This window comes from Pedococcus sp. P1_H8 (assembly GCF_056405175.1).
On sequence record NZ_JBFUCP010000011.1, the window covers coordinates 1 to 25,647 of the forward strand.

General features: G+C 71.0%; 26 protein-coding genes. 11 read left to right on the forward strand and 15 right to left on the reverse strand.

Annotated features, from left to right (window positions below; all coding sequences use genetic code 11):
• Window positions 1-28: 28 nt before the first annotated feature.
• Together AC1DYG_RS15865 and AC1DYG_RS15870 are read right to left on the reverse strand one after the other, a co-directional pair.
• On the reverse strand, window positions 29-2,527 hold the full coding sequence (locus tag AC1DYG_RS15865; RefSeq protein WP_477640837.1) for a sodium-translocating pyrophosphatase: 2,499 nt from the start codon (window positions 2,525-2,527) through the stop codon (window positions 29-31).
• A gap of 153 nt (window positions 2,528-2,680) precedes the next feature.
• The gene (locus tag AC1DYG_RS15870) at window positions 2,681-3,046 is read right to left on the reverse strand and encodes an anti-sigma factor antagonist (RefSeq protein WP_477640838.1); all 366 of its coding nucleotides are present in this window, start codon (window positions 3,044-3,046) and stop codon (window positions 2,681-2,683) included.
• Window positions 3,047-3,110: 64 nt separating this feature from the next.
• Between AC1DYG_RS15870 and AC1DYG_RS15875 the strand changes: the two genes are divergently transcribed.
• Together AC1DYG_RS15875 and AC1DYG_RS15880 are read left to right on the forward strand one after the other, a co-directional pair.
• On the forward strand, window positions 3,111-5,522 hold the full coding sequence (locus AC1DYG_RS15875) for a DEAD/DEAH box helicase (RefSeq protein WP_477640839.1): 2,412 nt from the start codon (window positions 3,111-3,113) through the stop codon (window positions 5,520-5,522).
• Between the two features lie 108 nt (window positions 5,523-5,630).
• Window positions 5,631-6,692 (forward strand): hypothetical protein, encoded by a 1,062-nt coding sequence (locus AC1DYG_RS15880; RefSeq protein WP_477640840.1) that lies wholly within the window; start codon window positions 5,631-5,633, stop codon window positions 6,690-6,692.
• Window positions 6,693-6,724: 32 nt separating this feature from the next.
• Here AC1DYG_RS15880 and AC1DYG_RS15885 read toward each other — a convergent pair whose 3' ends face one another.
• The 8 genes from AC1DYG_RS15885 to AC1DYG_RS15920 all read right to left on the reverse strand — a co-directional run bounded on the left by AC1DYG_RS15885 (window position 6,725) and on the right by AC1DYG_RS15920 (window position 12,527).
• Window positions 6,725-7,063 (reverse strand): Rv3654c family TadE-like protein, encoded by a 339-nt coding sequence (locus tag AC1DYG_RS15885; RefSeq protein WP_477640841.1) that lies wholly within the window; start codon window positions 7,061-7,063, stop codon window positions 6,725-6,727.
• A gap of 44 nt (window positions 7,064-7,107) precedes the next feature.
• Entirely contained in the window at window positions 7,108-7,473 is a 366-nt protein-coding gene (locus AC1DYG_RS15890; protein WP_477640842.1) for a TadE family type IV pilus minor pilin, read from the reverse strand.
• Window positions 7,474-7,487: 14 nt separating this feature from the next.
• Window positions 7,488-7,724 (reverse strand): DUF4244 domain-containing protein, encoded by a 237-nt coding sequence (locus AC1DYG_RS15895; protein WP_477640843.1) that lies wholly within the window; start codon window positions 7,722-7,724, stop codon window positions 7,488-7,490.
• A gap of 127 nt (window positions 7,725-7,851) precedes the next feature.
• Window positions 7,852-8,478, reverse strand: a complete 627-nt coding sequence (locus AC1DYG_RS15900; protein WP_477640844.1) for a type II secretion system F family protein — start codon at window positions 8,476-8,478, stop codon at window positions 7,852-7,854.
• Entirely contained in the window at window positions 8,475-9,161 is a 687-nt protein-coding gene (locus tag AC1DYG_RS15905) for a type II secretion system F family protein (protein WP_477640845.1), read from the reverse strand. The genes AC1DYG_RS15900 and AC1DYG_RS15905 overlap by 4 nt, the downstream gene beginning before the upstream one ends.
• A gap of 11 nt (window positions 9,162-9,172) precedes the next feature.
• Window positions 9,173-10,300 carry a TadA family conjugal transfer-associated ATPase gene (locus AC1DYG_RS15910; protein ID WP_477640846.1) on the reverse strand — a complete coding sequence of 376 codons (1,128 nt, stop codon included), beginning with the start codon at window positions 10,298-10,300 and terminating at the stop codon, window positions 9,173-9,175.
• Between the two features lie 13 nt (window positions 10,301-10,313).
• Window positions 10,314-11,024, reverse strand: coding sequence for a CpaE-like family protein (locus AC1DYG_RS15915; protein ID WP_477640847.1), 711 nt, complete (start codon window positions 11,022-11,024; stop codon window positions 10,314-10,316).
• A gap of 660 nt (window positions 11,025-11,684) precedes the next feature.
• Window positions 11,685-12,527, reverse strand: coding sequence for a Fic family protein (locus AC1DYG_RS15920; protein ID WP_477640848.1), 843 nt, complete (start codon window positions 12,525-12,527; stop codon window positions 11,685-11,687).
• A gap of 100 nt (window positions 12,528-12,627) precedes the next feature.
• Between AC1DYG_RS15920 and AC1DYG_RS15925 the strand changes: the two genes are divergently transcribed.
• Genes AC1DYG_RS15925 through AC1DYG_RS15940 form a run of 4 tightly spaced genes read left to right on the forward strand, consistent with a single transcriptional unit; the run spans window position 12,628 to window position 16,633 of the window.
• Window positions 12,628-13,830: a sensor histidine kinase gene (locus AC1DYG_RS15925; RefSeq protein WP_477640849.1), complete on the forward strand. Its 1,203-nt coding sequence runs from the start codon at window positions 12,628-12,630 to the stop codon at window positions 13,828-13,830.
• Between the two features lie 10 nt (window positions 13,831-13,840).
• Window positions 13,841-14,656, forward strand: coding sequence for a LytR/AlgR family response regulator transcription factor (locus AC1DYG_RS15930; RefSeq protein WP_477640850.1), 816 nt, complete (start codon window positions 13,841-13,843; stop codon window positions 14,654-14,656).
• Window positions 14,653-15,075, forward strand: coding sequence for a hypothetical protein (locus AC1DYG_RS15935; RefSeq protein ID WP_477640851.1), 423 nt, complete (start codon window positions 14,653-14,655; stop codon window positions 15,073-15,075). Before AC1DYG_RS15930 ends, AC1DYG_RS15935 begins: the two co-directional genes overlap by 4 nt.
• Window positions 15,076-15,106: 31 nt before the next feature.
• The gene (locus AC1DYG_RS15940) at window positions 15,107-16,633 is read left to right on the forward strand and encodes a sodium/solute symporter (RefSeq protein WP_477640852.1); all 1,527 of its coding nucleotides are present in this window, start codon (window positions 15,107-15,109) and stop codon (window positions 16,631-16,633) included.
• Window positions 16,634-16,812: 179 nt separating this feature from the next.
• On the opposite strand, the gene AC1DYG_RS15945 is transcribed toward AC1DYG_RS15940, so the two are convergent.
• On the reverse strand, window positions 16,813-16,965 hold the full coding sequence (locus tag AC1DYG_RS15945) for a hypothetical protein (RefSeq protein WP_477640853.1): 153 nt from the start codon (window positions 16,963-16,965) through the stop codon (window positions 16,813-16,815).
• Between the two features lie 120 nt (window positions 16,966-17,085).
• On the opposite strand from AC1DYG_RS15945, the gene AC1DYG_RS15950 reads away from it, so the two are divergent.
• The 3 genes from AC1DYG_RS15950 (at window position 17,086) to AC1DYG_RS15960 (ending at window position 19,791) form a co-directional block, all read left to right on the forward strand.
• Entirely contained in the window at window positions 17,086-17,418 is a 333-nt protein-coding gene (locus AC1DYG_RS15950; protein WP_477640854.1) for a DUF485 domain-containing protein, read from the forward strand.
• A complete protein-coding gene (locus tag AC1DYG_RS15955) occupies window positions 17,415-19,058 on the forward strand; it encodes a solute symporter family protein (RefSeq protein WP_477640855.1) in 1,644 nt (547 codons plus the stop codon). Before AC1DYG_RS15950 ends, AC1DYG_RS15955 begins: the two co-directional genes overlap by 4 nt.
• A 163-nt stretch (window positions 19,059-19,221) precedes the next feature.
• On the forward strand, window positions 19,222-19,791 hold the full coding sequence (locus tag AC1DYG_RS15960; RefSeq protein WP_477640856.1) for an AMIN-like domain-containing (lipo)protein: 570 nt from the start codon (window positions 19,222-19,224) through the stop codon (window positions 19,789-19,791).
• Here the strand turns inward: AC1DYG_RS15960 and AC1DYG_RS15965 are convergent.
• Complete coding sequence (locus AC1DYG_RS15965) at window positions 19,766-20,662, reverse strand: hypothetical protein (protein WP_477640857.1); 897 nt, start codon at window positions 20,660-20,662, stop codon at window positions 19,766-19,768. The two genes, AC1DYG_RS15960 and AC1DYG_RS15965, sit on opposite strands and share 26 nt — an antisense overlap.
• A 166-nt stretch (window positions 20,663-20,828) precedes the next feature.
• Here AC1DYG_RS15965 and acs point away from each other — a divergent pair, with 166 nt between their 5' ends.
• Both acs and AC1DYG_RS15975 read left to right on the forward strand, forming a co-directional pair.
• Window positions 20,829-22,790: an acetate--CoA ligase gene (acs, locus tag AC1DYG_RS15970; protein WP_477640858.1), complete on the forward strand. Its 1,962-nt coding sequence runs from the start codon at window positions 20,829-20,831 to the stop codon at window positions 22,788-22,790.
• 136 nt (window positions 22,791-22,926) lie between these two features.
• Entirely contained in the window at window positions 22,927-23,430 is a 504-nt protein-coding gene (locus tag AC1DYG_RS15975; RefSeq protein WP_477640859.1) for a hypothetical protein, read from the forward strand.
• 64 nt (window positions 23,431-23,494) lie between these two features.
• On the opposite strand, the gene AC1DYG_RS15980 is transcribed toward AC1DYG_RS15975, so the two are convergent.
• The 3 genes from AC1DYG_RS15980 to AC1DYG_RS15990 form a co-directional block, all read right to left on the reverse strand.
• Window positions 23,495-23,851 (reverse strand): VOC family protein, encoded by a 357-nt coding sequence (locus AC1DYG_RS15980; protein ID WP_477640860.1) that lies wholly within the window; start codon window positions 23,849-23,851, stop codon window positions 23,495-23,497.
• Between the two features lie 10 nt (window positions 23,852-23,861).
• The gene (locus AC1DYG_RS15985; protein ID WP_477640861.1) at window positions 23,862-24,656 is read right to left on the reverse strand and encodes a glycerophosphodiester phosphodiesterase family protein; all 795 of its coding nucleotides are present in this window, start codon (window positions 24,654-24,656) and stop codon (window positions 23,862-23,864) included.
• Between the two features lie 101 nt (window positions 24,657-24,757).
• A complete protein-coding gene (locus AC1DYG_RS15990) occupies window positions 24,758-25,558 on the reverse strand; it encodes an IclR family transcriptional regulator (RefSeq protein ID WP_477640862.1) in 801 nt (266 codons plus the stop codon).
• Window positions 25,559-25,647 lie beyond the last annotated feature (89 nt).

The following is a 25,647-nucleotide window of genomic DNA, read 5'->3' on the forward strand; positions in this document are numbered from 1 at the left end:
CCCGCTGCGTGCGTATGCCGTGTCGGAGCTAGCGGTTCGCCGGCTCCTCGATCGCGTCGGCTGCGTCCTCGACGGCCTTGCCGGGAGCAGTCTCGGCCTCGCCGGAGTCCGGAGCTGAGGCGTCGAACCGGGCGGCAGCCTCGCCGTCTCCGTCGCCACCGATCGCCAGGTCGCGTGCCTTGGACACGGCGACCGCAGCGATGACGATGATGATCGCGGCGGCTGCGATGCCGTAGCGGACCACGTTGTTCTTGTCCGCACCGATCGAGAGGGTCACGATCGCCGGGGCGATGAGCACCGAGACGAGGTTCATGACCTTGATCAGCGGGTTGATGGCCGGACCGGCGGTGTCCTTGAACGGGTCACCGACGGTGTCACCGATAACAGTGGCAGCGTGGGCGTCGCTGCCCTTGCCACCGTGGGTGCCGTCCTCGACGATCTTCTTCGCGTTGTCCCACGAACCACCGGAGTTCGCGAGGAACACGGCCATCAGGCAGCCGGTGCCGATGGCGCCGGCGAGGAAGCCGGCCAGCGGCCCGATGCCGAGGCCGAAGCCGACGGCGACCGGGGTGAGGGCGGCGAGCAGACCCGGCGTCGCGAGCTCACGCAGCGAGTCCTTGGTGCAGATGTCGACCACCCGGCCGTACTCGGGCTTCTCGGTGTAGTCCATGATCCCGGGGTGCTCGCGGAACTGGCGACGCACCTCGAAGACGATGGCGCCGGCAGCGCGGGTCACCGCGTTGATGGCCAGACCGGAGAACAGGAAGACCACGGCGGCACCGAGCAGGAGACCGACGAGGACGCTCGGCGTCACGATCTGCAGGTCGAACGGCGCGTTGGCCTTCTGCAGGATCGAGGTGAACTGCGCCTGCGCGGCCTCCTGGGTGAGGGCACCGCTCTGGACCTTGGCCACCAGGTCCTGCTCGGTCGACTGCGAGAGGGCCGAGAAGATCGGTTCGAACTTGGCCTTCCACGCGTCGGAGTAGGAGCCGAAGAGCGCGGTGGCGGCCAGCACGGCCGTCGCGATCGCGATGCCCTTGGTGATCGCCTTGGTGGTGTTGCCCACCGCGTCGAGGTCGGTGAGGATCTGGGCGCCCTCACCGTCGACGTCGCCCGACATCTCGGCGATGCCCTGGGCGTTGTCGGAGACCGGACCGAAGGTGTCCATGGCCACGATGACGCCCACCGTGGTCAGCAGACCACAGCCGGCGAGCGCGATGAGGAACAGCGACAGGATGACCGAGCCGCCACCGAGCAGGAACGCCGCGTAGACAGCCGCGCCGATGATGACCGCGGTGTAGACCGCCGACTCGAGGCCGACCCCGATGCCCGACAGGACGACCGTTGCCGCGCCGGTCAGCGAGGTGCGGGCGACGTCCTTGGTCGGACGCTTGTCGGTGCCGGTGAAGTAGCCGGTCAACCAGAGGATGACCGCAGCGAGCACGATGCCGATGATCACGGCGAGAACCGCCGAGCGACGCGGGTCGCCGGTGAGGGCGGTGATCGACGCGTCGGTGGAGCCGAGCGCCTTGAACGTGTCGGGCAGGTAGACATAGGCAGCCACACCGGAGAGCACGGCGGCGATGACGGCCGAGATGTAGAACCCGCGGTTGATCGCCGACAGGGCGTTCTCGCCGGGCTTGACCCGCGTGATGAAGACGCCGATCAGGGCGGTGACCGCACCGATGGCGGGCACGATCAGCGGGAAGACCAGGCCGTAGGCGCCGAACGCGGCGGAACCCAGGATGAGGGCGGCCACCAGCATCACGGCATACGACTCGAAGAGGTCGGCGGCCATGCCGGCGCAGTCGCCCACGTTGTCGCCCACGTTGTCGGCGATCGTCGCGGCGTTGCGCGGATCGTCCTCGGGGATGCCGGCCTCGACCTTGCCGACGAGGTCGGCGCCGACGTCGGCGGCCTTGGTGAAGATGCCACCGCCGACACGCATGAACATCGCGAGCAGGGCAGCGCCGAAGCCGAAGCCCTCGAGGACCTTGGGGGCGTCACCCTGGTAGATGAGGACCACCACGGAGGCGCCGAGCAGGCCGAGGCCCACGGTCGCCATACCGACGGTGCCACCGGTGCGGAAGGCGATCCGCATGCCACCGTCCCGGTTGCCGTCCCGGGCGGCGGACGCCACGCGGACGTTGGCCTTGACGGCCAGGCTCATGCCGAAGTAGCCGATCGCCGCGGAGAACAGCGCACCGACGACGAAGAAGCCGGACCGGCCCCACCGAACCTCGGCGGTGTCAGCGGGAAGCAGGAGCAGCAGGCCGAAGACCAGGACGACGAAGACGCTCAGGGTCTTGAACTGGCGGGCGAGGAACGCCTGGGCGCCTTCTTCCACGGCAGCGCCGATTTCCTGCATCTTCTCGGTGCCGGGGTCGGCCGCCAGAACCTGCTGGCGGAAGAACACACCCATGACCAGCGCGATGATCGCAATGGCGAGCACGGCGAAGACCAGGGTGAGATTGGTGCCGTCAAGCTGCAGGTCAGCAGCGGTGGCGGCAGGCGCAAGGCGCGACATTCCATCCTCCTCGATGGGGAATCAAACAGGGCCGCCCAAGGGCGCGCCACGATGGCGCACCGCAGAGGGGACGTTGGTGGCGAGGGTAATGCACGTCACAGCGTATGTGAGGCCGGGTGAGCAGGGTCACAGAGAATTCGCCGGGAAGACGGGTCAGGCGTTCGACGCCTCGGCGGCCTCGTCGACCGTGGGATAGATGTGGAACACCTTGTCCAGGCCGGTGATCTTGAAGACCTTGAGGATGCGCTCCTGGGCGCTGACGATGCGCAGGGTGCCGTTCTGGCCACGGACGAGCTTGAGCCGGCCCACGAGAACGCCGAGCCCCGTGGAGTCCATGAACGTGACCTTCTCGAGGTCGACGACGAGGTCCGTGCGACCCGCAGCCACCTGCTTGTCGAGCACTTCGCGGAGCAGCGGAGCGGTGTAGACGTCGATCTCGCCCGCCACGTGGACGATCGTCACGGCGCCCTGCTCGCTGCTGGAGACCGACAGGTCCACGCTCACCCCTTCAGTTGCCATCGTTGCTGCCATCGCTGGTGAGCAGACGGGTGCACCGTCTGCCCTCGGGATTACGGTAGCGGCAATGTCCACCTCCGGTCCCACCGCACCCGATTCCGCGGGGACGAGCCGTGCCGCGTTCGACCCGGAGGCGGTGCTGGCCACCCTCGCGTCAGGGGCGCGCGCGGAGCGGCTGCTGCACGTGCACGAGGTGCCCGCGCGGGCCGCATCGCTCGCCGACTGGCCCACCTGGGTCGACCCCAGCGTGTATGCCGCGTGCGCCGGCGCCGGGGTCACCTCCCTCTGGTCCCACCAGCGGGAGGCCGCCGACCTCGCCCACGACGGGTCACACGTCGTCATGGCGACCGGCACCGCCTCGGGCAAGAGTCTCGGCTACCTCCTTCCCGTGCTGTCCGCCGTGGTGGAGGGGGCTCTCGCGCCGTCGGGTCGGGGAGCGACAGCGCTCTACCTGTCCCCCACCAAGGCGCTCGCGGCCGACCAGCTCGCCCGGGTGCAGGCGATGGCCGTGCCCGGCGTGCGAGCCGCGACCTATGACGGTGACACCGCCACCGAGGAGCGTCGCTGGATCCGCGACCACGCCCACTTCGTGCTTAGCAACCCCGACCTCGTGCACCACTCCCTGCTCCCCCTGCACGAGCGGTGGGCGCCGTTCCTGCGGGCGCTGCGCTACGTCGTGATCGACGAGTGCCACACCTACCGCGGAGTCTTCGGCTCGCACCTGGCCGCGCTGCTGCGCCGGCTGCGCCGGGTGTGCGCGCGCTACGGCTCCTACCCCACCTTCGTGCTCGCCTCCGCGACGGTGCGCGACCCCGCGGCCCACGCCTCCCGCCTCGTCGGTATGCCGGTCGCCCCCGTCACCGAGGACGGCTCACCTCGTGAGGCGATGACCTTCGCGATGTGGGAGCCGGGACTCCTCGGAGAGGGTGCGGGTCGGCGGTCGGCCACCTCCGAGGCCGCTGACCTGCTCGCGACCCTGGTTTCCGGGCGGGTGCAGACGGTGGCCTTCGCCAAGTCCCGCGCCGGCGTCGAGGCGCTGGCGACCAGCGCCCGCCGGACCCTGATGGAGGTCGAGCCCGCGCTGGGAGGTGCCGTCGCGGCATACCGGGGCGGTTATCTGCCGGAGGAGCGTCGCGCGCTCGAGCGGTCGCTGCGCTCCGGCGCGATCGTGGGACTGGCGGCGACCAACGCCCTGGAGCTCGGGATCGACATCAGTGGGCTCGACGCCGTGCTGCTCGCCGGGTGGCCGGGCACGCGAGCGTCGTTGTGGCAGCAGGCGGGGCGAGCAGGGAGGGCCGGGACCCGGTCACTGGCGATCTACGTCGCGGCCGACGACCCGCTCGACACCTATGTCGTGCACCATCCCGAGGTCGTCTTCGGGCAGCCGGTGGAGGCCACCGTCCTGGACCCCGACAACCCGCACGTCCTCGGGCCCCACCTCGCCGCCGCGGCGGCCGAGCTGCCCCTGAGGGAGGCCGACCTGGCGATGTTCGGCGACCAGGCACGCGGGCTCGTGGACGCCCTGGTCGCCCGCGGGATCCTGCGTCGGCGACCCAGCGGTTGGTACTGGGCGCGCACGGACCGGGCCTCCGACCACGTGTCACTGCGGGGAGCCGGCGAGGTCGTGGGGATCGTCGACCAGCGCACCGGCCGGGTGCTGGGCACGATCGACGAGTCGTCGGCGCACACGCAGGTGCACACGGGGGCGATGCACGTGCACCAGGGCGACAGCTACGTCGTGACCGACCTCGACCTCGCGCACGGGACGGCGACAGTCGTGAGGGGCGACCCCGGCTGGAGCACGTTCGCGCAGTCGGTGAGCGCGTTCGACATCGTCGCTGCCCAGCGGAGCGTGGACTGGGGGCCGGTGCGGGTGTCCTTCGGGACGGTCCAGGTGCACACCCAGGTGACGTCCTTCCTGCGGCGCCTGGCCAGCGGCGAGGTGATCGGGACCCACCCGCTCGACCTTCCGCAACGCACGCTCAGCACCCGCGCCGTGTGGTGGACCATGCCGGTCGAGTGGCTCGAGGCCGCTGGTGTGGGTGAGCCGGACATCCCCGGGGCCGCCCACGCGGCCGAGCACGCGGGGATCGGCATGCTGCCCCTCGTGGCGACCTGCGACCGGTGGGACATCGGGGGCGTCTCCACCGCCCTGCATCCCGACACCGGGCTGCCGACGATCATGGTCTACGACGGACATCCCGGGGGTGCGGGCTTCGCCGAGCGCGCCTTCGACTCCTTCGAGGTCTGGCTCCAGTCGACTCTGGAGACGGTGCGCTCGTGCCGCTGCGAGAGCGGCTGCCCGTCGTGCGTGCAGTCGCCGAAGTGCGGCAACGGCAACGAACCGCTCGACAAGGCACGGGCCGTGGCGCTGCTGCAGGCGGTGCTGGCCCACGCGCCGCACGGGTCCGATCGAGGCTTCGATCGAGGCTCTGCCCCGCTGCCCGCCCCTCCTGCCCTCGGCAAGGAACGGACGTGACGAAAGGGGCAAACCCGCAGGCCAGCGGCTAGGGTCGAAGCGGAAGGGTGCCCCCGCACCCTTCGGACGGTGCACCACGCACCCTTGATGTGTCGGAGGTTTCGACCCGTGATCGTGTTCGGACTGATCCTTGTTCTGCTCGCCCTCGCTGCGGGTGTCGTCCTCTTCCTGGCGACCGACTCGCTCACCACGCCGGTGAACCTCGAGCTCGGCGGCTATCACTGGGGCATGACCCCGCTGGCTCTGCTCGCCACCGGTGCCGTGGCGATGCTCCTGCTCTGGCTCGGGCTGGGGATCATCCGGGGTAGCGCCAAGCGCAGGCGTCGTCCGATCCGCGAGGCCAAGGACGCCGAGCGCCAGGCCAAGGTCGAGGAAAGCATTCGCGCCGACGAGCGCGCCCGCGCCGAGGAGACCCACCAGAGCGCCCTCGCCGAGCGGGACCGGGTCAGGGACGAGGAGTTCCAGACCCGGCTGGCCGACCGTGACCGCGAGCGCGACACTGAGCTTGCCTCCCGCGAGGAGGAGTTCGCCTCTCGCGAGAAGGCCGCTGAGGAGCGGGTGCGCGCGGACGAGCGGCGCAAGGTCGAGCAGGAGTTCGCCTCGCGGACGACGGCCGCAGGTGCGGGACCTTCAGGTGCGGGCACGGCGGGCACGGCAGGTGCTGCTGGTGTCGGTGCCGCTGGTGTCGGCGCTGCTGCCGCTGGGCCCGGTGCCACTTCCACTGCCACCACCGCCGGTGCCGGGACGGCCGCGGCCGACGACGACGCGATTGGCCGCCACTCGTCCGATGCAGAGACCGACAGCGTGACGCCCTACGGCCAGACAGCGACCGAGAGCGAGACCGAGAGCGGGACCGGCACCGCCGTCGATGGTGACCGCGATGCCCGCCTCCACACCGATCACGCAACGACCGACTCCACCCAGGTGCTCGACCGGGACAGCGCCGACACCGCTGTCGGCGACTCGAGCGTCGCGATGGCCTCCGACTCACACGCGGCTGACACGGCCGGAACGGCTGGCACGGCTGACACGGCCGGCGAGCGGGCTGAGGTCCGCGCGGATGACGAGAGCTCGGACGACGGCCTTGCCGCGGACGACGACTCGGCGCACCCGGGTCACCGCACGGTGGCCGACAAGATCATGGGTCGCGACCCGGCGGCTCGCGACTGACCGCGACTGACCGCGGCTGACCACGAACACCGTCACGGCGACGGCCCAGCACGGGCCGTCGCCGTCGTGGTTCCCGCCTCCAGACCAGGCAGCGCGAAGGCGGCCCGTGCCGTGGCCCTCGTCGTGACCGAACCGTCGCCCGCCACGAGGCACCCCTGAGGCCTCGCGGCGTTCCTCGCTGTGACCGATGCGCCGGCGGCGCAGGCTGCCCGCGGATCTGCACCCGCTTGCAACGCCTGCGCCGCCGCGAGCGCACCGAGGTCGGCGGCGGCTCGTGCCCGATGGGTGGCGACGACCGCGCTCGACAGCGCCAGCCCACCGACGAGCAGAACGAGGGCCACCCCCACCCCAGCCACGAAGACCACCGTCACCCCACCGCTCTCCCCGCCCCTGTGTCGGCTCAACCCGCGCCGGTTCACGGCACGCTCCCCGCCCCGAGCAGGTCAGCAACGGCGCCGACGTCCTCGCGCGCAGCGACCGCCTCACCGGCCGGGGACGCTCGCGAGCCCAGCCACCGCAGGCCCGGGGACGGAACTCCCCGAACCACGACCGACACCTCCTGGTCCGAGCGCGTCACGGAGAACACAGCCCGCGGCGGCGCGAGCCGGATACCCACTTCGAGGGCAGCGGCGTCACCGTCTCCGCGAGCGAGGGCTCGTGCCGTGGCGCGCGCGGCGTCAACGCAGCGCACCTGGTCGCTCACCGTGGCGATCGCCGACAACGCGAGGACGAACACGAGGAGCAGGGCAGGGATGGCGCAGGCGAACTCGGCCGTCGCCATCCCGCCCTCGAGCCCTAGCCCGCCGACCCGAGCGCGGTGGCGATCACGGACGCGAGAGCCGACTTGACCGCCCCAGACCGCACGACGGCGAGCAGGACGGCCGCAAAGGCGCAGGCGGCGAGCGTGCCGACGGCATACTCGGCAGTCGTCATGCCTGCCTCGGCGCGGCGACGAAGCGTCGAAACTCGTTGAACCAGTTTGCATTTCACGCTGACTCCTTGGTGGTGGATCGGGCATGGGCCCTGTTCCACCCGAGTTCAGCGCGTCTGCTCAGGGTCCGCCAACAGGGTGTCGCAGCCCTGTGGACGTAAACCCCGGGAGGTGGCTGCTGTGGACAGTCCCCGCCAAGCCGGCGCCGCATCCGAGGGGGGCGGCGGGTCACGATCCTCCCGACAGGACGGAGGAGGCGAGGTTCAGCACGACGGGAACGACTGCGGTGCAGGCGAACGCCGGCAGGAAGCCCAGGCCCAGGGGCAGCACGAGCAGCACCCCCGCGCGGGCTGCCGCTCGTTCGCGTTCGCGTTCGCGCTCCTCCCGCAGTCGCATGGCCGCGCGTTCGATGAGGGCTGCCGGGGCGGCTCCAGTGTGTTCGGACAGGTGGGTCGCGAGCGCAGCCGCCCGCCAGCCCGGCCCCGCGTAGGACCACGCCTCGTGGGCAGGCCGTCCCCAACGCAGGGCTGCGACAACCGCCGCCAGCTCGGCTCGCACGCGGCCGGTGGACGCACCCTGCACGTGGTCCAGGGCTTCGACCAGAGGAAGCCCGGCGCGCAGGGCCAAGCTGATGAGGACCAGCGCATCTGCCACCTGGTCGGTGGCCGCCAAGTTGCCCCGGCGGGTGAACTGCCGGTCACGGAAGTAGGCGGGCGTCGGCCACGACGCGATGGTGGCGACCGCCCCAGTCCGAGGTTCTCCCGGCCATCCTGTCCGTTCCGGTCCTCCTGGCGGGGAGCGGCCTGGCCACAGAGCGGTGGCCACACCGCTCAGGATGAGGACGAGCAGGGTCATGCCGCCCGACCGAGGATCCGTCGACTCCACCACCAGGCCCCGGCGGCCAGGACCAGGCCGAGAGCGAGGCTGCCAGTCGCGACGGGCGAGGAGAAGTAGAGCGCTGCAGGATCGACCCCCACAGCAACGCCCACCAGGGGACCGCTCGCGGGGAGCAGACACAGCACGGCCATCGAGGCTCGTGGACCGGCGGCGGCACTGGCGACCCGCTCCCGTCCTCGCTCCCGCGCCCGCAGGACTTCTTCACAGGAAGCGAGCGCGTCGGCCAGCGGCGCACCGGTGCGTTCGCTGAGCGCCCAGGCCTGCCCGACGAACTGCAGATCGGCGCTGCCGTGGAAGACGGCATGGCGCAACCAGACCTCGGCTGCCGAAGCGCCGACCCTCGTCGTTTCGACCAGCTCTCGCAGCAGGGGCGCGAGGGCGGGATCGTCGCGGCAGCCCGGCTCGGCCGCCGCCAGAGCAGTCACGGGCACGACGCCGGCACGCAGTGGAGCCGCGATGGCTGCGACCAGCTCGGCGAGAGCTGCGTCGAAGTGCACGCGACGAGCTCCGTCGCGCCATCCTCGGCGGCGCCCGACGCCGGGCGTCCGCACCACGGTGCTTCGCGGCCCACCGTCGCGCGTGGGCAGCCGACCACCCGAGACAGGCCACAGGATCACGGTCGCCACCAGGAACCCGATCATCAGGACCATCCTCAAACCCGACCTCCGATCAGGGTGGCCAGCCGGGCCCATCCGGGTCCCCGTTGGCCGGACACGGCGTCCAGGGCGACCTCGCAGACGGCTTCGGTGCCAGTCCACCTGAGCACCGACAGCGAGGCGACGCGTCGGCCTCCCACGCCGCGCTCGACGTGGACCACGGCCTGCACGGCGCTGGAGAGCTGCGTCTGCACGGCGTCGCGCGGCATCGCCGCCAGCGCACCGAGGGCGTCGAAGCGGCGTGGCACGTCGGCTGGCGCGTTTGCGTGCAGGGTGCCGCAGCCGCCCTCGTGGCCGGTGTTGAGCGCCGCGAGCATCTCGCGCACCTCGGCCCCACGCACCTCACCCACCACGAGCCGGTCTGGTCTCATCCGAAGGGCCTGGCGGACGAGGTCCACCAGCCCCACGGCGCCCTGGCCCTCGATGTTGGGTCCACGACCCTGGAGCCGCACCACGTGGGGATGGGCCACCGCCAGCTCGCGGACGTCCTCCACGACGACGATCCGTTCTGCCTGGGGCACCTCGGACAGCATGGCCGCCAGGAGCGTGGTCTTGCCGCACCCGGTGCCACCGCTGACGACGAACGAGCACCGGCCCCGCACGAGCGCGCGCAGCAGCTCCTCGACTGCCCCGTCGAACATGCCGCGATTCCGTAGCGTCGACAGCCCGGCTCCGGATGCGCGTGGCACCCGGAGGCTCACGTGGGCGCCGCCGTCGACCAACGGCGGCAGGATGGCGTGCAGCCGGATGCCGCTGGGCAGCAGCCCGTCGACCCAGGCCTGGCTCTCGTCGAGTCGTCGCCCGGCAAGTCCAGCGAGTCGGACGGCCAACCGGCGCGCGGCCGAGGGTTCGAGGTCGAGATCGGCCCGTTGCACGCCACCGCTCCCGCGGTCGAGCCACACCGAGCCGTCACCGTTGACGAGGACGTCCGTGACGTCGGGGTCGGCGACACAGGCCTCCAACGGACCCAGGCCAAGAACCTCGGAAGCCAGCACGCTGCGCGCGGACTCCACGCCCCCGTCGCCGAGTCGCGCAGCGTCCGCCGCGGCGACCTCGGTCACCGCAGCCGAGTCGGGGCCCTGCCCCCGGCGGATCCGGTCCACGATCAGCGCCTCCTGAGTCATCCGCCCACCGCCATCACGCGCCCACCGGCTGCGCGGACCATGCGTCCGGAGCCCCGGCTCCCAACAGTGAGTCGGCCAAGGCTGGCAGCGCGCCCGACGAGCGACTGCCCGGCGCGAGACCGCGGTCCGCGTCGGCCGGGATCCTCGAGTCATCGCGCAGTGTGCCCACCAGGGGCAGGTCGAGATGAACCGCCACCTCCTCCGGACTGACCGGGTCGCTGCGGCCCGTCCGCACGACGAGGGCGGCAGGGTGACCGAGCTCGTGGACCAACTCGGCCAAGGCCGTCGCGTCCGCGAGGTGGCGCGCCGACGTGCCCACCACGACCACCAGCTCCGTGCACCGGTCTGCCAGCCACAGGGAGCAGCCGAGGTCGACCACGGCCACGCCACAGACCCGCGCCAGGGCCGCCACCGCAGTGCCCACCACGTCATCGCCCAACCCTCGAATGTCGCCGGCCAAGACCCTGGTCGTTGTCTCACAGGGAAGCCCGCGCAGAAGTGCTGCTCCGTCCAGCCCGCCCTGGGCCGCAGCCAGGTCGGGCCAGCGCAGGCCGGGCAGGTGCTCGAGGCAGGCCGTCACGTCCAGGGCCCCGCCGTCGGGCGCGCCGTCGACAGCCACGGTGGCGCCCACCTGCGGGCCCGCGCGCACCGCGAGCGCGACCGCGAGGGTCGACACCCCCAGCCCGCCCGACGCGCCGATGACGCCCATCACCCTGTGGTCCATGGGGTCAGCCTGAGTCGGGGCACCCTCCGGGCGCACCACACCGATCACGTCCTGTGGACCCACCCGCCAACCCGGCCACAGCTGTGGACGAGCGGCGCCACCACGGCTGGGTCACGGCACCAACCGGACCACCCGGCATACGAGAAGCTGCAGGAGGCAACTGCAAGAGGAAAGGGGACGGCCCCGGTCGGGGGGACAACCGGGGCCGTCGACGCGCCAAGCTCCGGGGGGGAGGAGCCGGTGCGCCGATCCGCTCTACCCACAAGGGGGAGCGGACGTCTTCATGGTGGACCATTTACCCTTCAACCGCAACTCGATCCGGCGCGTTTCGAGGCCGATTTTTGGCGTGGTCCAACGGCGATGAGCGCTCATCGCGCGCAAACTGCCGCGAACCGAAGGATGGCACCCCGCGCCGCGGGGTGCCATCGCACCGTGATCCGCCACGGGTTACCAGGCGTGCATTCTGTAGTTGTCGCACCGGGACAAGCCCGTCACGATCGGTCCACCAGTGGACTGCCCGCGCGTGGGTGCCCGATGGAGTCACGGTGGTCGTCGGCCTCACGACCGTCGACTTGCCTCCATGTGTACCCCCGCTCCAGCGCAAAGGAAAGCCTTGACTTCCGGGCGACCGTAGGCACCGCGCGTGTCCCCGCGCTCGGGTCAGGTGAGCCGCCCCGCGCGCACCGCCTCGCAGATCTGTTCGCCATGGGCAGCGCCCGCCACGATGGCGTCGGCGCAGTGCCCGATCCACAGTCCCAGCCCCTCCGGCGTGCCGGTTCCGTATGCCGCGAGCGCGCCGAGATAGGCCGGCCCGCCCTGGGTGGCGTGGCCGGCTTCGGTGACCACGACCCCGGTGGGGTCGAGCCCGGTGGCCTGCACGAGGGCGCGCTCGACGGCCCGTGCCACGACACCGTTGCCGCGCACGAAGGGGCGAATGGTGGCGATCTCCGCGTGGGCCAACGCCGCGACGACCAGGGCGGGCACGGCCGACCCTGCCGTCATCACCCCAACGAGGAGCTCGAGCCGGTCCCGCAGTTCGCTCGCACTCGGCGCCGCCCCGAGGTCGAGGAGCTCCGCGCTGGACTCCCCCTCGATCCGGGGGCGACCCAGCTGGTCATCCGGGAGGAGGCCCGAGGCGGCGGCGACGTGCAGCCTGGCGAGGGCCTGGAGAGGGGCGCTGGCGACCAGGCTCCGCACGTGCTCACTCTCGGCGGTGGCGGTCACTGCGCCACGGGCCACCCGCTCGACGGGGTCGGGCTCCAGCGGCCACTGCGCGGCGCCGCGCATGACGTCACGGACCAGGTCGAGGGGCACCGTCGCCCCTTCGAGCGCGGCGCTGGCCTGGGCACCCCGCACCCGCGACTCGGCCGCCGCCTCGGGGATGCGGCGCCGCAGCGCCTCGTGCCAGCGCAGCCGCTCACACGCCTCCCGGGCTGCTGCGATCTTCTCGGGAACTCCGGGCAGATCGGCCAGGGGGCGAAGCGAAGCGAGGACGTCGACCACGGGAGCAGCCTAGGTGTTGCCCCATCGGCTCGGAATCCGCGATCGGGCCATCGGCTCGCGAGCCGGCTCGGAGTTCAGATTTCCGCCTAGAGTGCGCGATGTGTCGGGCAGCTTCCACCTCCCCACCGCGATCTTCGTCGCGGGAGCCATGGTGCTGCTCTACGCCCTGGTCCGACTCGTGCTCCACGGCCGCAGCGCGTCCCGGGGTTTCGTCTCCGAGGTCGACCACGCCACCCACGCCACTCTGCACACGGCATCGATGGCAGCCCGCCACCTGCAGGACGGACTGACGGCCGAGGGCACCGTCAAGGCGGCCCGGCACCTGCGCGAGCTGCTCGGGTCCCCCGGGGTGGCCGTCTGCGACGCGAGCGGGCTGCTGGCCTGGGACGGGGCGCCGGAGCACCACGCGGCGGATGCGCACCGGCACGCGGAGGAGGTGCTCCGCACCGGGCGAACCATCGTCCTGCGCGCCGGCCAGGTGCAGTGCCCCGATCCCGACTGCCCCGCCCGGACGGCGGTGATCGCCCCGGTGGTGACTGGTGAACGCGTGGTCGCCGCCATCGCGGCATACGGTCCGAACGCCTCGGCCGGCCTCGCCCGGGCGACGGAGGAGGTCGCGGGGTGGATGGCAACGCAGGCCGAGCTCGCCGACCTCGGCCACCAGCGCACCCGCACGATGGAGGCCGAGCTGCGCGCGCTGCGCGCCCAGATCAGCCCGCACTTCATCTACAACTCACTGGCGGCCATCGCCTCGTTCGTGCGGACCGACCCGGAGCGGGCCCGTGAGCTGTTGCTGGAGTTCGCCGACTTCACGCGGTACGCCTTGCGCCGGGGAGGTGCCTTCACGACGCTGGCGGAGGAGCTGCGCAACGTCGAGCGGTACCTCGTGCTCGAGCAGGCGAGGTTCGGTGACCGGCTGCGGATCTCGCTGCTGATCGCCCCTGAGGTGCTGCCGGTGACGGTGCCCTATCTGGCGATCCAGCCCCTCGTCGAGAACGCCGTGCGGCACGGGCTGGCCACCAAGGAGGGCGGCGGCCACGTCAGCATCACCGCCAGTGACGAGGGCGCCGAAGCCGTCATCACGATCGAGGACGACGGGGTGGGCTCGGACCCGCAGGCGATCAGGACGGTGCTCGACGGAGGGACGGAGGGCGACAACGTCGGGCTCGGCAACGTCGACGCACGACTGCGGCAGGTCTACGGCGACGACTTCGGCCTCGTCGTCGAGACCGCGCCGGGAGCCGGGACGAAGGTCACATTCCGGGTGCCCAAGTACGCCCCCGGCGTCCACCCCACGCCGTAGGCTCTCCCCCATGGCTGGCGCGCCCTCCGCCGATCCGGAGCACCGCCGCCCGCAGGACGCCACCGCCGGCTCCGCGGGCGCAGCCCTGCGCGCGCTCGTCGTCGACGACGAAGCCCCCGCACTCGAGGAGCTCAGCTGGCTGCTGCGCCAGGACCACCGCATCGCCGAGGTCATGACGGCCTCGAGCGGCGCCGACGCGCTGCGTTCGCTCGACGGCGGCAACATCGACGTCGTCTTCTCCGACATCTCCATGCCCGGGCTCGACGGCATGGAGCTGGCCCGGGTCATCGCGAGGTTCGTGGAGCGGCCCCAGGTCGTCTTCGTCACGGCCCACGACCAGCACGCCGTCGACGCGTTCGCCATCGACGCCACCGACTACGTCATGAAACCGGTCCGGGCCGATCGGCTCGCCGAGGCCGTGCGCCGCGTCGTCGCAGCGACCGACCCCGGATCGGGGGGCGCCATCGCGGCGGCCGCACCCGAGGACGAGACGATCCCCGTCGAGCTCGCCGGTGTCACCAGGTTCATCAGCAGGAGTCAGATCCGCTACGCCCAGGCGCAGGGCGACTACGCCAGGCTGCACACCGAAGCCGGGTCCCACCTGGTGCGCATCCCCCTGAGCACGCTCGAAGAGCGTTGGGCTGCAGCAGGATTCGTGCGCATCCACCGCAGCACCCTGGTGTCGCTGGCCCACATCAGGGAAGTGCGGATGGAGCACGGACACTGCAGCGTGGTCCTCGAGGACACCGAGCTGCAGGTCAGCCGGCGCCACACCCGCGAGCTGCGCGACCGCCTGCTGAGGGCAACCTCGCGCGTCACCTCGTGACCGAGCCGGGCGACCCGACGCAGGACCCCGCCGCGGCGCAGGCCCCCGGTCCGCCACCCGCCCGCGTCCGGGTCACGAGCACCCGTCGCGACGCACCGATGCGTCGGGACCTGCGACCGCTCACGCGCGACATCGACGAGCAGAGCACGCTGGGCGAGGTCTACATGGCCGGTCTGATGTCGGCCCAGCTGCGGCTGGCCCTGAGGGTGCTGGCCTTCGGGGCGGTCGGGCTGGGCGGACTGCCCCTGGTGTTCCTGCTGGTGCCGGCGACCCGCACGATGGCGATCGGCCGGGTCCCGCTCCCGTGGCTGGTGCTCGCGTTCGTCGTCTACCCGGTGGCGATCATCGTGGCGCGCTACTACGTGCGGGCGTCCGAGCGGATCGAGGCCGAGTTCTCCCACGTCGTGCGGCGACGTTGATGCACGCCACCGCCTTGGCCGGAGACCCCACGTGAACCCCGCCTACGGCGTCGTGGCGATCGTCCTCATCTGCACGGTGACGCTGGCGATCGGCGCGTTCGGCCTGCGGCTGTCGAGGACGACGAGCGACTTCTACGTCGCAGGGCGCACCGTGACCCCCTATCGCAACGCCAGCGCCATCGGCGGCGAATACCTCTCTGCCGCAAGCTTTCTCGGCATCGCCGGCTTGGTCTACACCAATGGCCTCGACATGCTGTGGTTCCCCGTGGGCTACACCGTGGGCTACGTCGTCCTCCTCGTCCTCGTCGCCGCACCGCTGCGCCGGTCGGGCGCCTACACGCTGCCGGACTTCGCCGAGGCCAGGCTCGAGAGCACCGTGATCCGCAAGCTCTGCTCCGTGCTCGTGGTGGCGATCGGCTGGCTCTACCTCCTGCCGCAGCTCCAAGGTGCGGGGCTGGCACTCGCGACGGTCACCGGCGCCCCGACCTGGGTCGGCGGCCTCGTCGTCGCGGTCGTCGTGGTGGCCAATGTGGCCGCCGGCGGGATGCGGTCGATCACGCTCGTGCAGGCCGTGCAGTACTGGATCAAGCTGACCGCCATCGCCGTCCCGGCCTTCGTCCTGCTCGGTGCGTGGCTGGGCGATGGCGCGCCGAGCCCCAGGGTCGCTCAGCAAACCGCCTGGGCCGAGCCGCTGAACGGCCTTGCAGGACAAGGCCATCCGGTCTACGCCACCTACAGCCTGCTGCTGGCGCTGGCCCTCGGCACCATGGGCCTGCCCCACGTGCTGGTGCGGTTCTACACCAACCCCGACGGCAAGGCTGCGCGACGTACCACGCTGACCGTGGTCGCCCTCCTCGGCGCCTTCTATCTCTTCCCACCGCTGTACGGCGTCCTCGGCCGCGTCTACATCCCCGAGCTTCCGCTGGGCACCGCCGCCGACACCCTGGTCCTGCGGCTGCCCGGAGCGATCGTCCCGGACCGGCTCGGCGAAGTGCTCTCGGCCGTGTTGGCCGGGGGTGCCTTCGCCGCGTTCCTCTCGACGGCGTCGGGGCTCACCATGTCGGTGGCCGGCGTGATCGACCAGGACCTGTTGCGCAGGCGGCTCGGCCGGATGACCGGCGACGACTTCACCGTGGCGCAGGGCTTCCGGCTCGCGACGGTCCTGTCCGTGATCGTCCCGTATGCCGCGTCGAGACTGATCGAGCCGGTCGGCCTCGCGACCATGGTCAGCCTGGCGTTCGCGGTGGCCGCGTCCACGTTCTGTCCGCTGCTGGTGCTGGGGTCCTGGTGGCGCGGGCTCAGCACCGTGGGAGCCGCCGCCGGGCTGGTCGTCGGCGGCTCCTTGGCTGCTGCCGCGGTAGCGGTCACGATCTTCGCCGGCCCGGTCCCCGGGTGGACCGGGGCGCTGCTCGGGCAGCCCGCTGCCTGGACGATCCCGATCGCGTTTGCCACCGCGGTCGTCGTGTCGCTCGCGACTCCCGGCCGCATCCCCCGACACACGTCCCGCACCATGGTGCGGCTGCACACCCCCGAGGACCTGGCCCTCGACCGCAACTAAGGACTGCAGCAACGCGGCCCCCTTGAGCGCCAGGGTCGGGTAGGCATCTTCGCCGAAGAGGGAGGCGCGGGGGCGCGCTGCCGCCGCCTCGAGCAACCCGATGTCGCGGACCGGCCCCGTGTGCAGATCGCGCACCAGCGCCAGCAGGTCCTCGACACCGAGGAATCGCCGATCAGCCATCAGACCGAGCCGAGGCGGTCGAGCACGTCGGCCCAGCGCTCGCGCAACTTCGCGCTGCTGGCGGTGACGATCTCGCCATGCTCCTGTCGCTCGAAGGCCTGGGCGCCGCTGGGCGCGCGAGGGCGACCGTTCGGCGCAGCGCCCTGCGCCACCCGGCGAGCGCACCCTCCGCACGGCGCGCAACCACGCGGCATACCTGCTGCTCAGGGGCTTGCAGCGGGACAGTGGCGGCGAACGCGGGACCGGCCCGCGCCACCACTGGAGGTGTCCTCGTGAGCAACGACGCTCGCACGGAGCACGACCCGTTCGTCGCGCTCCAAGACTCGCCGGAGTTCGCGGACCTCAGGTCCCGGTTCCGCAGGTTCGTGTTCCCCATGACCGGGCTGTTCCTGTCGTGGTACTTCCTCTACGTCCTGCTGTCGGTCTACGCATCCGACTTCATGAGCACCAAGGTGTTCGGCAACATCAACGTCGGGCTCATCCTCGGGATAGGCCAGTTCGTGTCGACGTTCGCCATCACGATCCTCTACGTGCGCTGGGCCGACCGTGAGTTCGACCCGCGCGCCGCCGCACTCGCCACGACGATCGGGGAGGACCACCGATGAGCGCTCCCACCCTGGCCAGCCTCGCCCCCGCCGCCACGAACGTCGGCAGCCCGACGCTGAACATCACGATCTTCGGCGTCTTCGTCCTGATCACGCTCGGGATCGTCATCCGGGCGTCGAAGAACAACCGCAGCGCCGCCGACTTCTACGCGGGCGGCCGCGCCTTCACAGGTCGGCAGAACGGCATCGCCATCGCCGGCGACTACCTCTCTGCGGCCAGCTTCCTGGGCATCGCCGGAGCCATCGCCCTCAACGGCTACGACGGCTTCCTCTACTCCATCGGCTTCCTCGTGGCCTGGCTCGTCGCCCTGCTCCTCGTGGCCGAGCTCCTGCGCAACGCGGGCAAGTACACGATGGCCGACGTGCTGTCGTTCCGCCTCAAGCAGCGCCCGGTGCGCATGGCCGCGGCGATCTCCACCCTTGCGGTCTGCTTCTTCTACCTGCTCGCGCAGATGGCAGGGGCCGGCGGCCTGGTCGCGCTGCTGCTCGGCATCGACGACAAGGGCGGCCAGTCGGTGGTCATCGCCGTCGTCGGCATCATCATGATCGCCTACGTCCTCATCGGCGGCATGAAGGGCACCACCTGGGTGCAGATCATCAAGGCCGTCCTGCTGATCATCGGGGCGGGCGTGATGTTCGTCTGGGTGCTGAGCAGGTTCGGGCTCAACCTCAGCTCGCTGCTCGGCGAGGCCGTCGAGAAGTCGGGCGGCAAGAAGGTCCTCGACCCGGGCCTGCAGTACGGCAAGAGCGGGCTGACCAAGATCGACTTCATCTCGCTGTCGCTGGCCCTGGTGCTGGGCACCGCCGGCCTGCCGCACGTGCTGATGCGGTTCTACACCGTGCCCTCCTCCCGGGAGGCCAGGAAGTCGGTCGAGTGGGCCATCTGGCTGATCGGCACCTTCTACCTGTTCACCCTCGTCCTCGGTTACGGCGCCGCGGCCCTCGTCGGACCCAAGGTGATCGCGGCAGCCCCCGGCAAGGCCAACTCGGCCGCGCCCCTGCTGGCCTTCGAGCTCGGTGGTGAGCTCCTGCTGGGCATCATCTCGGCCGTCGCCTTCGCGACGATCCTCGCGGTCGTCGCCGGCCTCACCATCACGGCGAGCGCCAGCCTGTCGCACGACATCTACAACTCGGTCATCAAGGAGGGCACGGCGACTCCCGAGGACGAGGTCCGCGTCGCCCGCATCACCGCGGTCGTCATCGGCATCTTCGCGATCCTCGGCGGCATCCTGGCCAACGGTCAGAACATCGCGTTCCTCGTCGCCCTCGCCTTCGCCATCGCGGCGTCGGCGAATCTGCCGACGATCCTCTACTCGTTGTTCTGGAAGCGGTTCAACACCCGAGGGGCGCTCTGGTCGATCTACGGCGGCCTCGTCACCGCCCTGACGCTGATCGTCTTCAGCCCGGTCGTCTCCGGCAAGCCGGTCGACCCGGTCACGGGCAAGTCGCTGTCGATGTTGCAGGGCACCGACTTCCATTGGTTCCCGCTGGACAACCCCGGCATCATCTCGATCCCGCTGGCCTTCGTGCTGGGCTGGCTGGGCACCGTGACGAGCAAGGAGTACAACGCGGCCAAGTACGCCGAGATGGAGGTGCGTTCGCTGACCGGCCACGGCGCCGAGAAGGCGGTCGCGCACTAGGCGGACCAACGCCGCGCGACCACGCGGCATACCCAAGCGGTTGTCACCAATAGACCACGGTGCCGCGTCCCCGACCAAGGGGGCGCGGCACCGTGCCGTTGGTATGCCGCGTCAACCCGCGGGTGCGGCACCGCGTCATTGGTGTGTCCGAAGGGAGGACACCATGAACATCACGAAGCACCTCTCCACGCGACTGGCCATCCGGTCGCTCGTCATCGCCCTGGCGGCCGGGGCCGTCCCGGTCGTTGCCGCCACCACCTCCGCAGAGGCCGCGCCCTACTGCGGGATCACCTGGGGTTCACTCGCCAAGAACTCCTCCACCATGGTCCCCGGCCCGCTCACGAACGTCCGGGCGGGACGGCACACCTGCTTCGACCGACTCGTCATCGACGTCAAGGGCAAGGCTCCGGGCTACACGGTGAAGTACGTGTCCAACGTCTTCACCGAGGGCCAGGGTGCGGTCGTGCCGCTGCGTGGTGGCGCCAAGCTGCTGATCGTCACCCGGGCGCCGGCCTACACCTCAACGGGTGTCGCGAGCTACCAGCCCGCCAACCCGCGTGAGCTGGTCAATGCCACCGGGTACACGACGTTCCGGCAGGTCGCCTGGGCAGGGACGTTCGAAGGTCAGTCGTCGATGGGACTCGGGGTCAGGGCACGGCTGCCGTTCCGCGCCTTCACGATCCAGGACGCCACGGGCAGCAGGCTGGTCATCGACGTGGCGCACCGCTGGTAGGGGTCGTCTGCCCGGTGTCGACATCCCGCGCGGGTGCTGTCCGGCGACGCAGGCCGCCGAGCAGCGCCCGCGCCGCTGCGATCAGCACCGCCAGCACGAGGGCGACGAGGAGCCAGCCGCTCGTGGACCGCACGAGGGACTCCGGGTAGCTCCACCACTGGGTGCGGAGGAAGTCCCATGACGCCTCGGCCACGAGCCAGATCTCCGCTCGCTTGGACCCCGCTTGCAGACGAGGGTGAAGCACGTCCCAGCCGTACCCGATCGACTTTGCGAGCAGCGCGAAGACGAGCCAGGTCAGCAGGATCCGCGCGACGCCGAGCAGGGTCGGCGCGACGCGCTGCACGGTGGCCACCGCGAAGGGCAGGGCGAGGGCCACAGCCAGCAGGAGTCCGTGTGGCCAGGTGGCCGGTGACAACCCCGCCACGACGGCGAGAACCGTCGCCGCACCGAGCGGACCCTTGTGGCCGCGCACCCCGAGCACGATGCCGACGAACGCAGCCACTGCCAGCAGGAGCGCCAGCACCTCCCTCTCGTCGGGGTAGCTGTCGACGGCGGGCGCCGACAGCAGCCACCCGAGACCGCTCAAGACGAGCACGATGACGAAGCGGGGCCAGGCCGAGTGCACGAGGAGCGAGACGGACGCCGCTGCCGCAGTCGCCCCGAGCAGGAGGACGTCGCCCTCGAGCGCCTCGAGCGGCAGGTGGAACCACGACGTCACGCCCCAGAACCCGACGGGCCACCACAGGAGCGCTGCGAGCAGCATGGCCACCTCTGGCCAGACGCGACGCGCCACTGCCTTGCCTCGCTCGAGGGGGCTGGGCGCCGGGGAGTCGGAAGCAGCGTCCGTGGTGGGGTTCCTCGTGGTGCTCACGCCACCAGAGGCTAGCCGTTTGACGCTCGCAACGTCCGTCGACCGATCATCGCGACCACTCCCCTTGATGCGCGGCCCGGATACGGGTTGGCTTGGGGTGTCACCGCGACCGCGACGTGGGCCCTGCCGCCGACGTCGCCTGCCAACGCCGCCAGGAGGAACCACCGTGTCCGACACCTTGTCCACGAGCCAGACCGAGGGTCGGGATCTGTCTCCCACCCCCGAGTTCGCCGCCCAGGCCAACGGTCAGGCGGACCTCTACGACGCGGCGGCCGCGGACTTCGAGGGCTTCTGGGCCGACCAGGCCCGGCAGCGGCTCACGTGGGCCAAGGACTTCGACCAGACGCTCGACTGGAGCGGTGCGCCGTTCGCCAAGTGGTACGTCGGGGGTGAGGTCAACGCGGCCTACAACTGCGTCGACCGGCACGTCGAGGCCGGCAACGGCGACCGCGTCGCCATCCACTTCGAGGGCGAGGGCGGCGACACCCGCACCATCACGTATGCCGAGTTGCAGAGTGACGTGGCCAAGGCCGCCAATGCCCTTGAGTCTCTTGGGGTTTCGAAGGGCGACCGGGTGGCGATCTACCTGCCGATGATCCCCGAGGCGGTGGCCGCAATGCTCGCCTGTGCGCGCATCGGCGCCCCGCACTCAGTCGTCTTCGGCGGGTTCTCGGCCGACGCGCTGCGCACCCGCATCGCCGATGCAGAGGCCAAGCTGGTCATCACCGCCGACGGCCAGTTCCGCCGGGGCAAGTCCGCCCCCCTGAAGCCCGCCGTCGACGCAGCCGTCGAGGGCGAGACGACCGTCGAGAAGGTCCTGGTCGTGCGGCGCACCAAGGACGAGGTCGAGTGGAACGAGGACCGGGACGTCTGGTGGCACGACGTCGTCGACTCGGCGAGCGACCAGCACGAGGCGGTCGCCCACGACAGCGAGCACCCGCTCTTCATCCTCTACACGTCCGGCACCACGGGGAAGCCGAAGGGCATCTTCCACACGACCGGCGGCTACCTGACGCAGGCGGCATACACCAACTCGGTCGTCCACGACGTGCACCCCGAGAGCGATGTCTACTGGTGCACCGCCGACATCGGCTGGGTGACCGGCCACTCCTACATCGTCTACGGACCACTGGCCAACGGCGCGACCCAGGTGATCTACGAGGGCACTCCCGACACCCCGCACCAGGGCCGCTGGTGGGAGATCGTGCAGAAGTACGGCGTGACGATCCTCTACACCGCGCCCACCGCGATCCGGACGTTCATGAAGTGGGGCGACGACATCCCCGCGAAGTTCGACCTGTCGTCGCTGCGGCTGCTCGGCTCGGTCGGTGAGCCGATCAATCCCGAGGCCTGGCTCTGGTACCGCAAGAACATCGGCGGCGGCCACTGCCCGATCGTCGACACCTGGTGGCAGACCGAGACCGGCGGCATCATGATCAGCCCGCTGCCGGGAGTCACCGATCTCGAGCCCGGTTCGGCCCAGCGACCGATCCCCGGCATCAGTGCCGAGATCCTCGACGACGAGGGCCAGCCCCTGCACGACCCCGAGGCCGTCGGCTACCTCGTCCTCACGAAGCCGTGGCCGGGCATGCTCCGCGGCATCTGGGGCGACGAGGAGCGCTACAAGGAGACCTACTGGTCGCGGTTCGGTCCCAAGTACTACTTCGCCGGCGACGGTGCCAAGTACGACGCGAACGGCAACATCTGGCTGCTCGGTCGCGTCGACGACGTCATGAACGTGTCGGGCCATCGACTGTCGACGGCCGAGATCGAGTCGGCCCTGGTGTCGCACCCGTCGGTGGCCGAGGCCGCCGTCGTGGGCGCGACGGACGACACGACCGGTCAGGCCGTGGTGGCGTTCGTCATCCTGCGCGGCGGCTCCGAGGACCACGGCGACGAGACCGTGCAGGAGCTGCGCAACCACGTGGCCAAGGAGATCGGCCCGATCGCCAAGCCCCGCTCGATCATGGTCGTGTCCGAGCTGCCCAAGACCCGCTCCGGCAAGATCATGCGCCGACTGCTGCGTGACGTCGCCGAGAACCGCGAGGTCGGCGACGTCACGACCCTGGCCGACTCGTCGGTCATGGGCCTGATCAAGGAAGGCATGAGCGCCGGCAAGGAGGACTGACCCGGTCAGAGCACCCCAGCGCCGGACCCTTGCCCACCAGCGCACCCTCAGGTACGCCGCGGACGCACGCCCGCGGCATACCTGAGGCCTTGTTTCCGCCTTTCGAGGCCCGCCGCGGAGTCCTATCCTGAGGCCCATGGGGCTGAAGCCCGTGCGCCGACGCAGCCAGGTGCCATTCCATGAAGGGCCGGAGGACCAGACGGTCCGCCAGTACCGCTACCTGCTCCGAACCGCGCCCCTCGACGCGCTCGAGGCTGCCCACGTCGAGGCGCTGTCGGCCATCGAGCCGCTCCACCGGGAGACGGTTCTGCGCACGGTCCAGGCCGAACTCGTGGCGGGTGCCCACCTGCACCCGCACGACGTCGCGCCGCTGGCACACCTCATGACCCTGGGCGAACGCCGGAGCCCGGGAGTGCTGACCCGGTCGCTGCCCGAACCGGCCCTGGTCGCGCTGGCCCACGCCCTGATCAACAGCGAGCCAGCCTTCGGGCTGTTCAGCGGCTACGCGTCGTGGGACGGCGTCGACCCCGAACCTCCGCCGGAGCACGACGACAGCGAGTACGGCGAGAGCTGGCATGCGGCAAAGGCCAACCGGGACGGCACCGCACCAGGAATGAACGGCGCCTTCGGAGGCGTGTAGGCGACGACGCGTCGAGGCGCTCGGGAGCGCGACCCGTCGGACCCGCCAGGGAAGCGTGGACCCCTCAGCTCGTGCAGAGGCAGAACGGGTGGCCGGCTGGGTCGAGGAAGACCCGGAAGGTCGTCCCGGGCTGGTGGTCGTGCTTGGTCGCACCGAGCGCGACCACCTCGGCCTCGCCGCTGTCGAGGTCGTCGACCACCACGTCGAGATGCATCTGCTGCGGGACGTCCTGGCCGGGCCAGACGGGGGCCCGGTAGTCGTCGACCTGCTGGAAGCAGATGCACTGCCCGTAGTCGGCGCGGATCTCGAACCAGTCGCCCTCGTTCTTGACGGGCCAGTCGAGCATGGTGCCGTAGAACGTCGCCAGGGCCTGGGCGTCAGGGCAGTCGAGGACGATGGTGGGGAAGCGTGCGATAGCCATGTCCCGCAGGCTATTGCGGGTTCCGGACGATCCGCATCCGCAAATCGCCCATGGGCAGCCACTGGCCCCGAGCCACCAGCACCTCGCGCAGCAGGTCCGGACGGTCCGTGATGATCCCGTCGACCCCGGCGTCGAGCAGCCGGCCCATCGTCGCCGGGTCGTCAACCGTCCACACGACCACCCGCACGCCGATCCGGTGTGCGCCCTCCACGAGCCGTTCGACGAAGACCGGCACCCGCCCGAGCTTGAGCGGCACGTGCGCGAACTCGGCCGTCGCGAACCGGCGAGCGGGCGGCATACCGGCGCGGGCGGTGGTGACCAGGGCGGTCAGGGAGCGCCAGCCCAGCGCGGTCCGCACTCCGGGCACCTCGGCACGCACGACGTCGAGCCAGCCGTCCCAGGCTCCCGCGACACACACCCGGTCTCGGAAGTCCTTGTGCTGCAACAACTTCCCCAAAGGGCCAATGGCCTCGCGACCCTTGAGGTCAATGGTGAAATTCGCGTCGGGAAAGGCTTCGAGCGCGTCGACCAGCGTCGGGATCGGCTCGCGCCCCGCCACCCGCACCCCCCGCAACGACGAGAGGGTATGCCGCGCGAGCGGCCCTCGCGCGTCCGTCACCCGGTCGAGGGTTGCGTCGTGGAAGCAGACCAGCGCACCGTCGGCGGTCAGGCGCACATCGGTCTCGAGGTAGCGCACCCCGAGGGCCGACGCGAGTCCGAAGGCGGCCATGGTGTTCTCCGGCGCCAAGGAGGCGCCTCCGCGGTGGGCGAGGGCGATGGGTCCGAGCTCGAAGCCGTAGGCCATGGCTCCAGCGTGCCGGGCCCTCGGGGGCTCAAGCGCCGAAAACGGCCTCTGGCACCAGTGTTCACCCCATCGAAGGCAACCGTTCGCCTGATGCTGGCGCGCTAGAGGGTGGCGCCCCGCATCTCGGCCGAGATCGCGTGTGCGACAGCATGCATCGGCGTCGCCGCGCTCTCGACGAACGCGTCGGTCATGCGCGGCAGCGGACCGGACACCGACAGCGCCAGCGGCTGGGGTGAGCCGGGGATGGCGACAGCCACGCAGCGGACGCCCACCTCCTGCTCGCCCTCGTCGAGGGCGTAGCCGCGCTCGCGGGTGCGGTCCAGCTCGGCCGCGAAGGCCTCCGGGTCGGTGATGGTGTGCTCGGTGCGGGCCGGCATGCCCGTGCGGCCGAGGATCGCCTGCACTGTTTCGGGATCCATGCCGGCCATGATCGCCTTGCCGACACCGGTGGAGTGCGGCAGCACCCGGCGGCCCACCTCGGTGAACATGCGCATCGAGTTGCGGCTGGCCATCACCTGACCGATGTAGACCACCTGGTCGCCGTCCAGCATCGCGAGGTTGACCGACTCCCCCAGCTCGTGGGCCAGCCGCTCCATGTGCGGCCGCGCCCACCGGCTGACCATCCGGGACGTCGTCTCCCCGAGTCGGATGAGGCGCGGCCCGAGCGAGTACTGGCGGGAGGCCTCCTGGCGGACGTAGCCGAGGTCGACCAGGGTCCGCACCAGCCGGTGGATCGTCGGCAGGGGCAGCTGCGCGTCGTTCGCGAGCTGCGACAGGCTGATCACGCCGCCGGCGTCGGCCATCGTCTCGAGGATGGCGAAGGCGCGCTCGAGCGACTGGACGCCACCCCCGGTCTTGGCGGGGGCCGTCACCGCGTCCTCGACGGTCGGTTCGGTGCTCATATATCTCTCCCCAGTCCTTCCCGAATGAGAAGAAGATTTCGTATCATGGAACAATCCTAGTCTGCGAGCCGCCACCGCGGCACGCGACA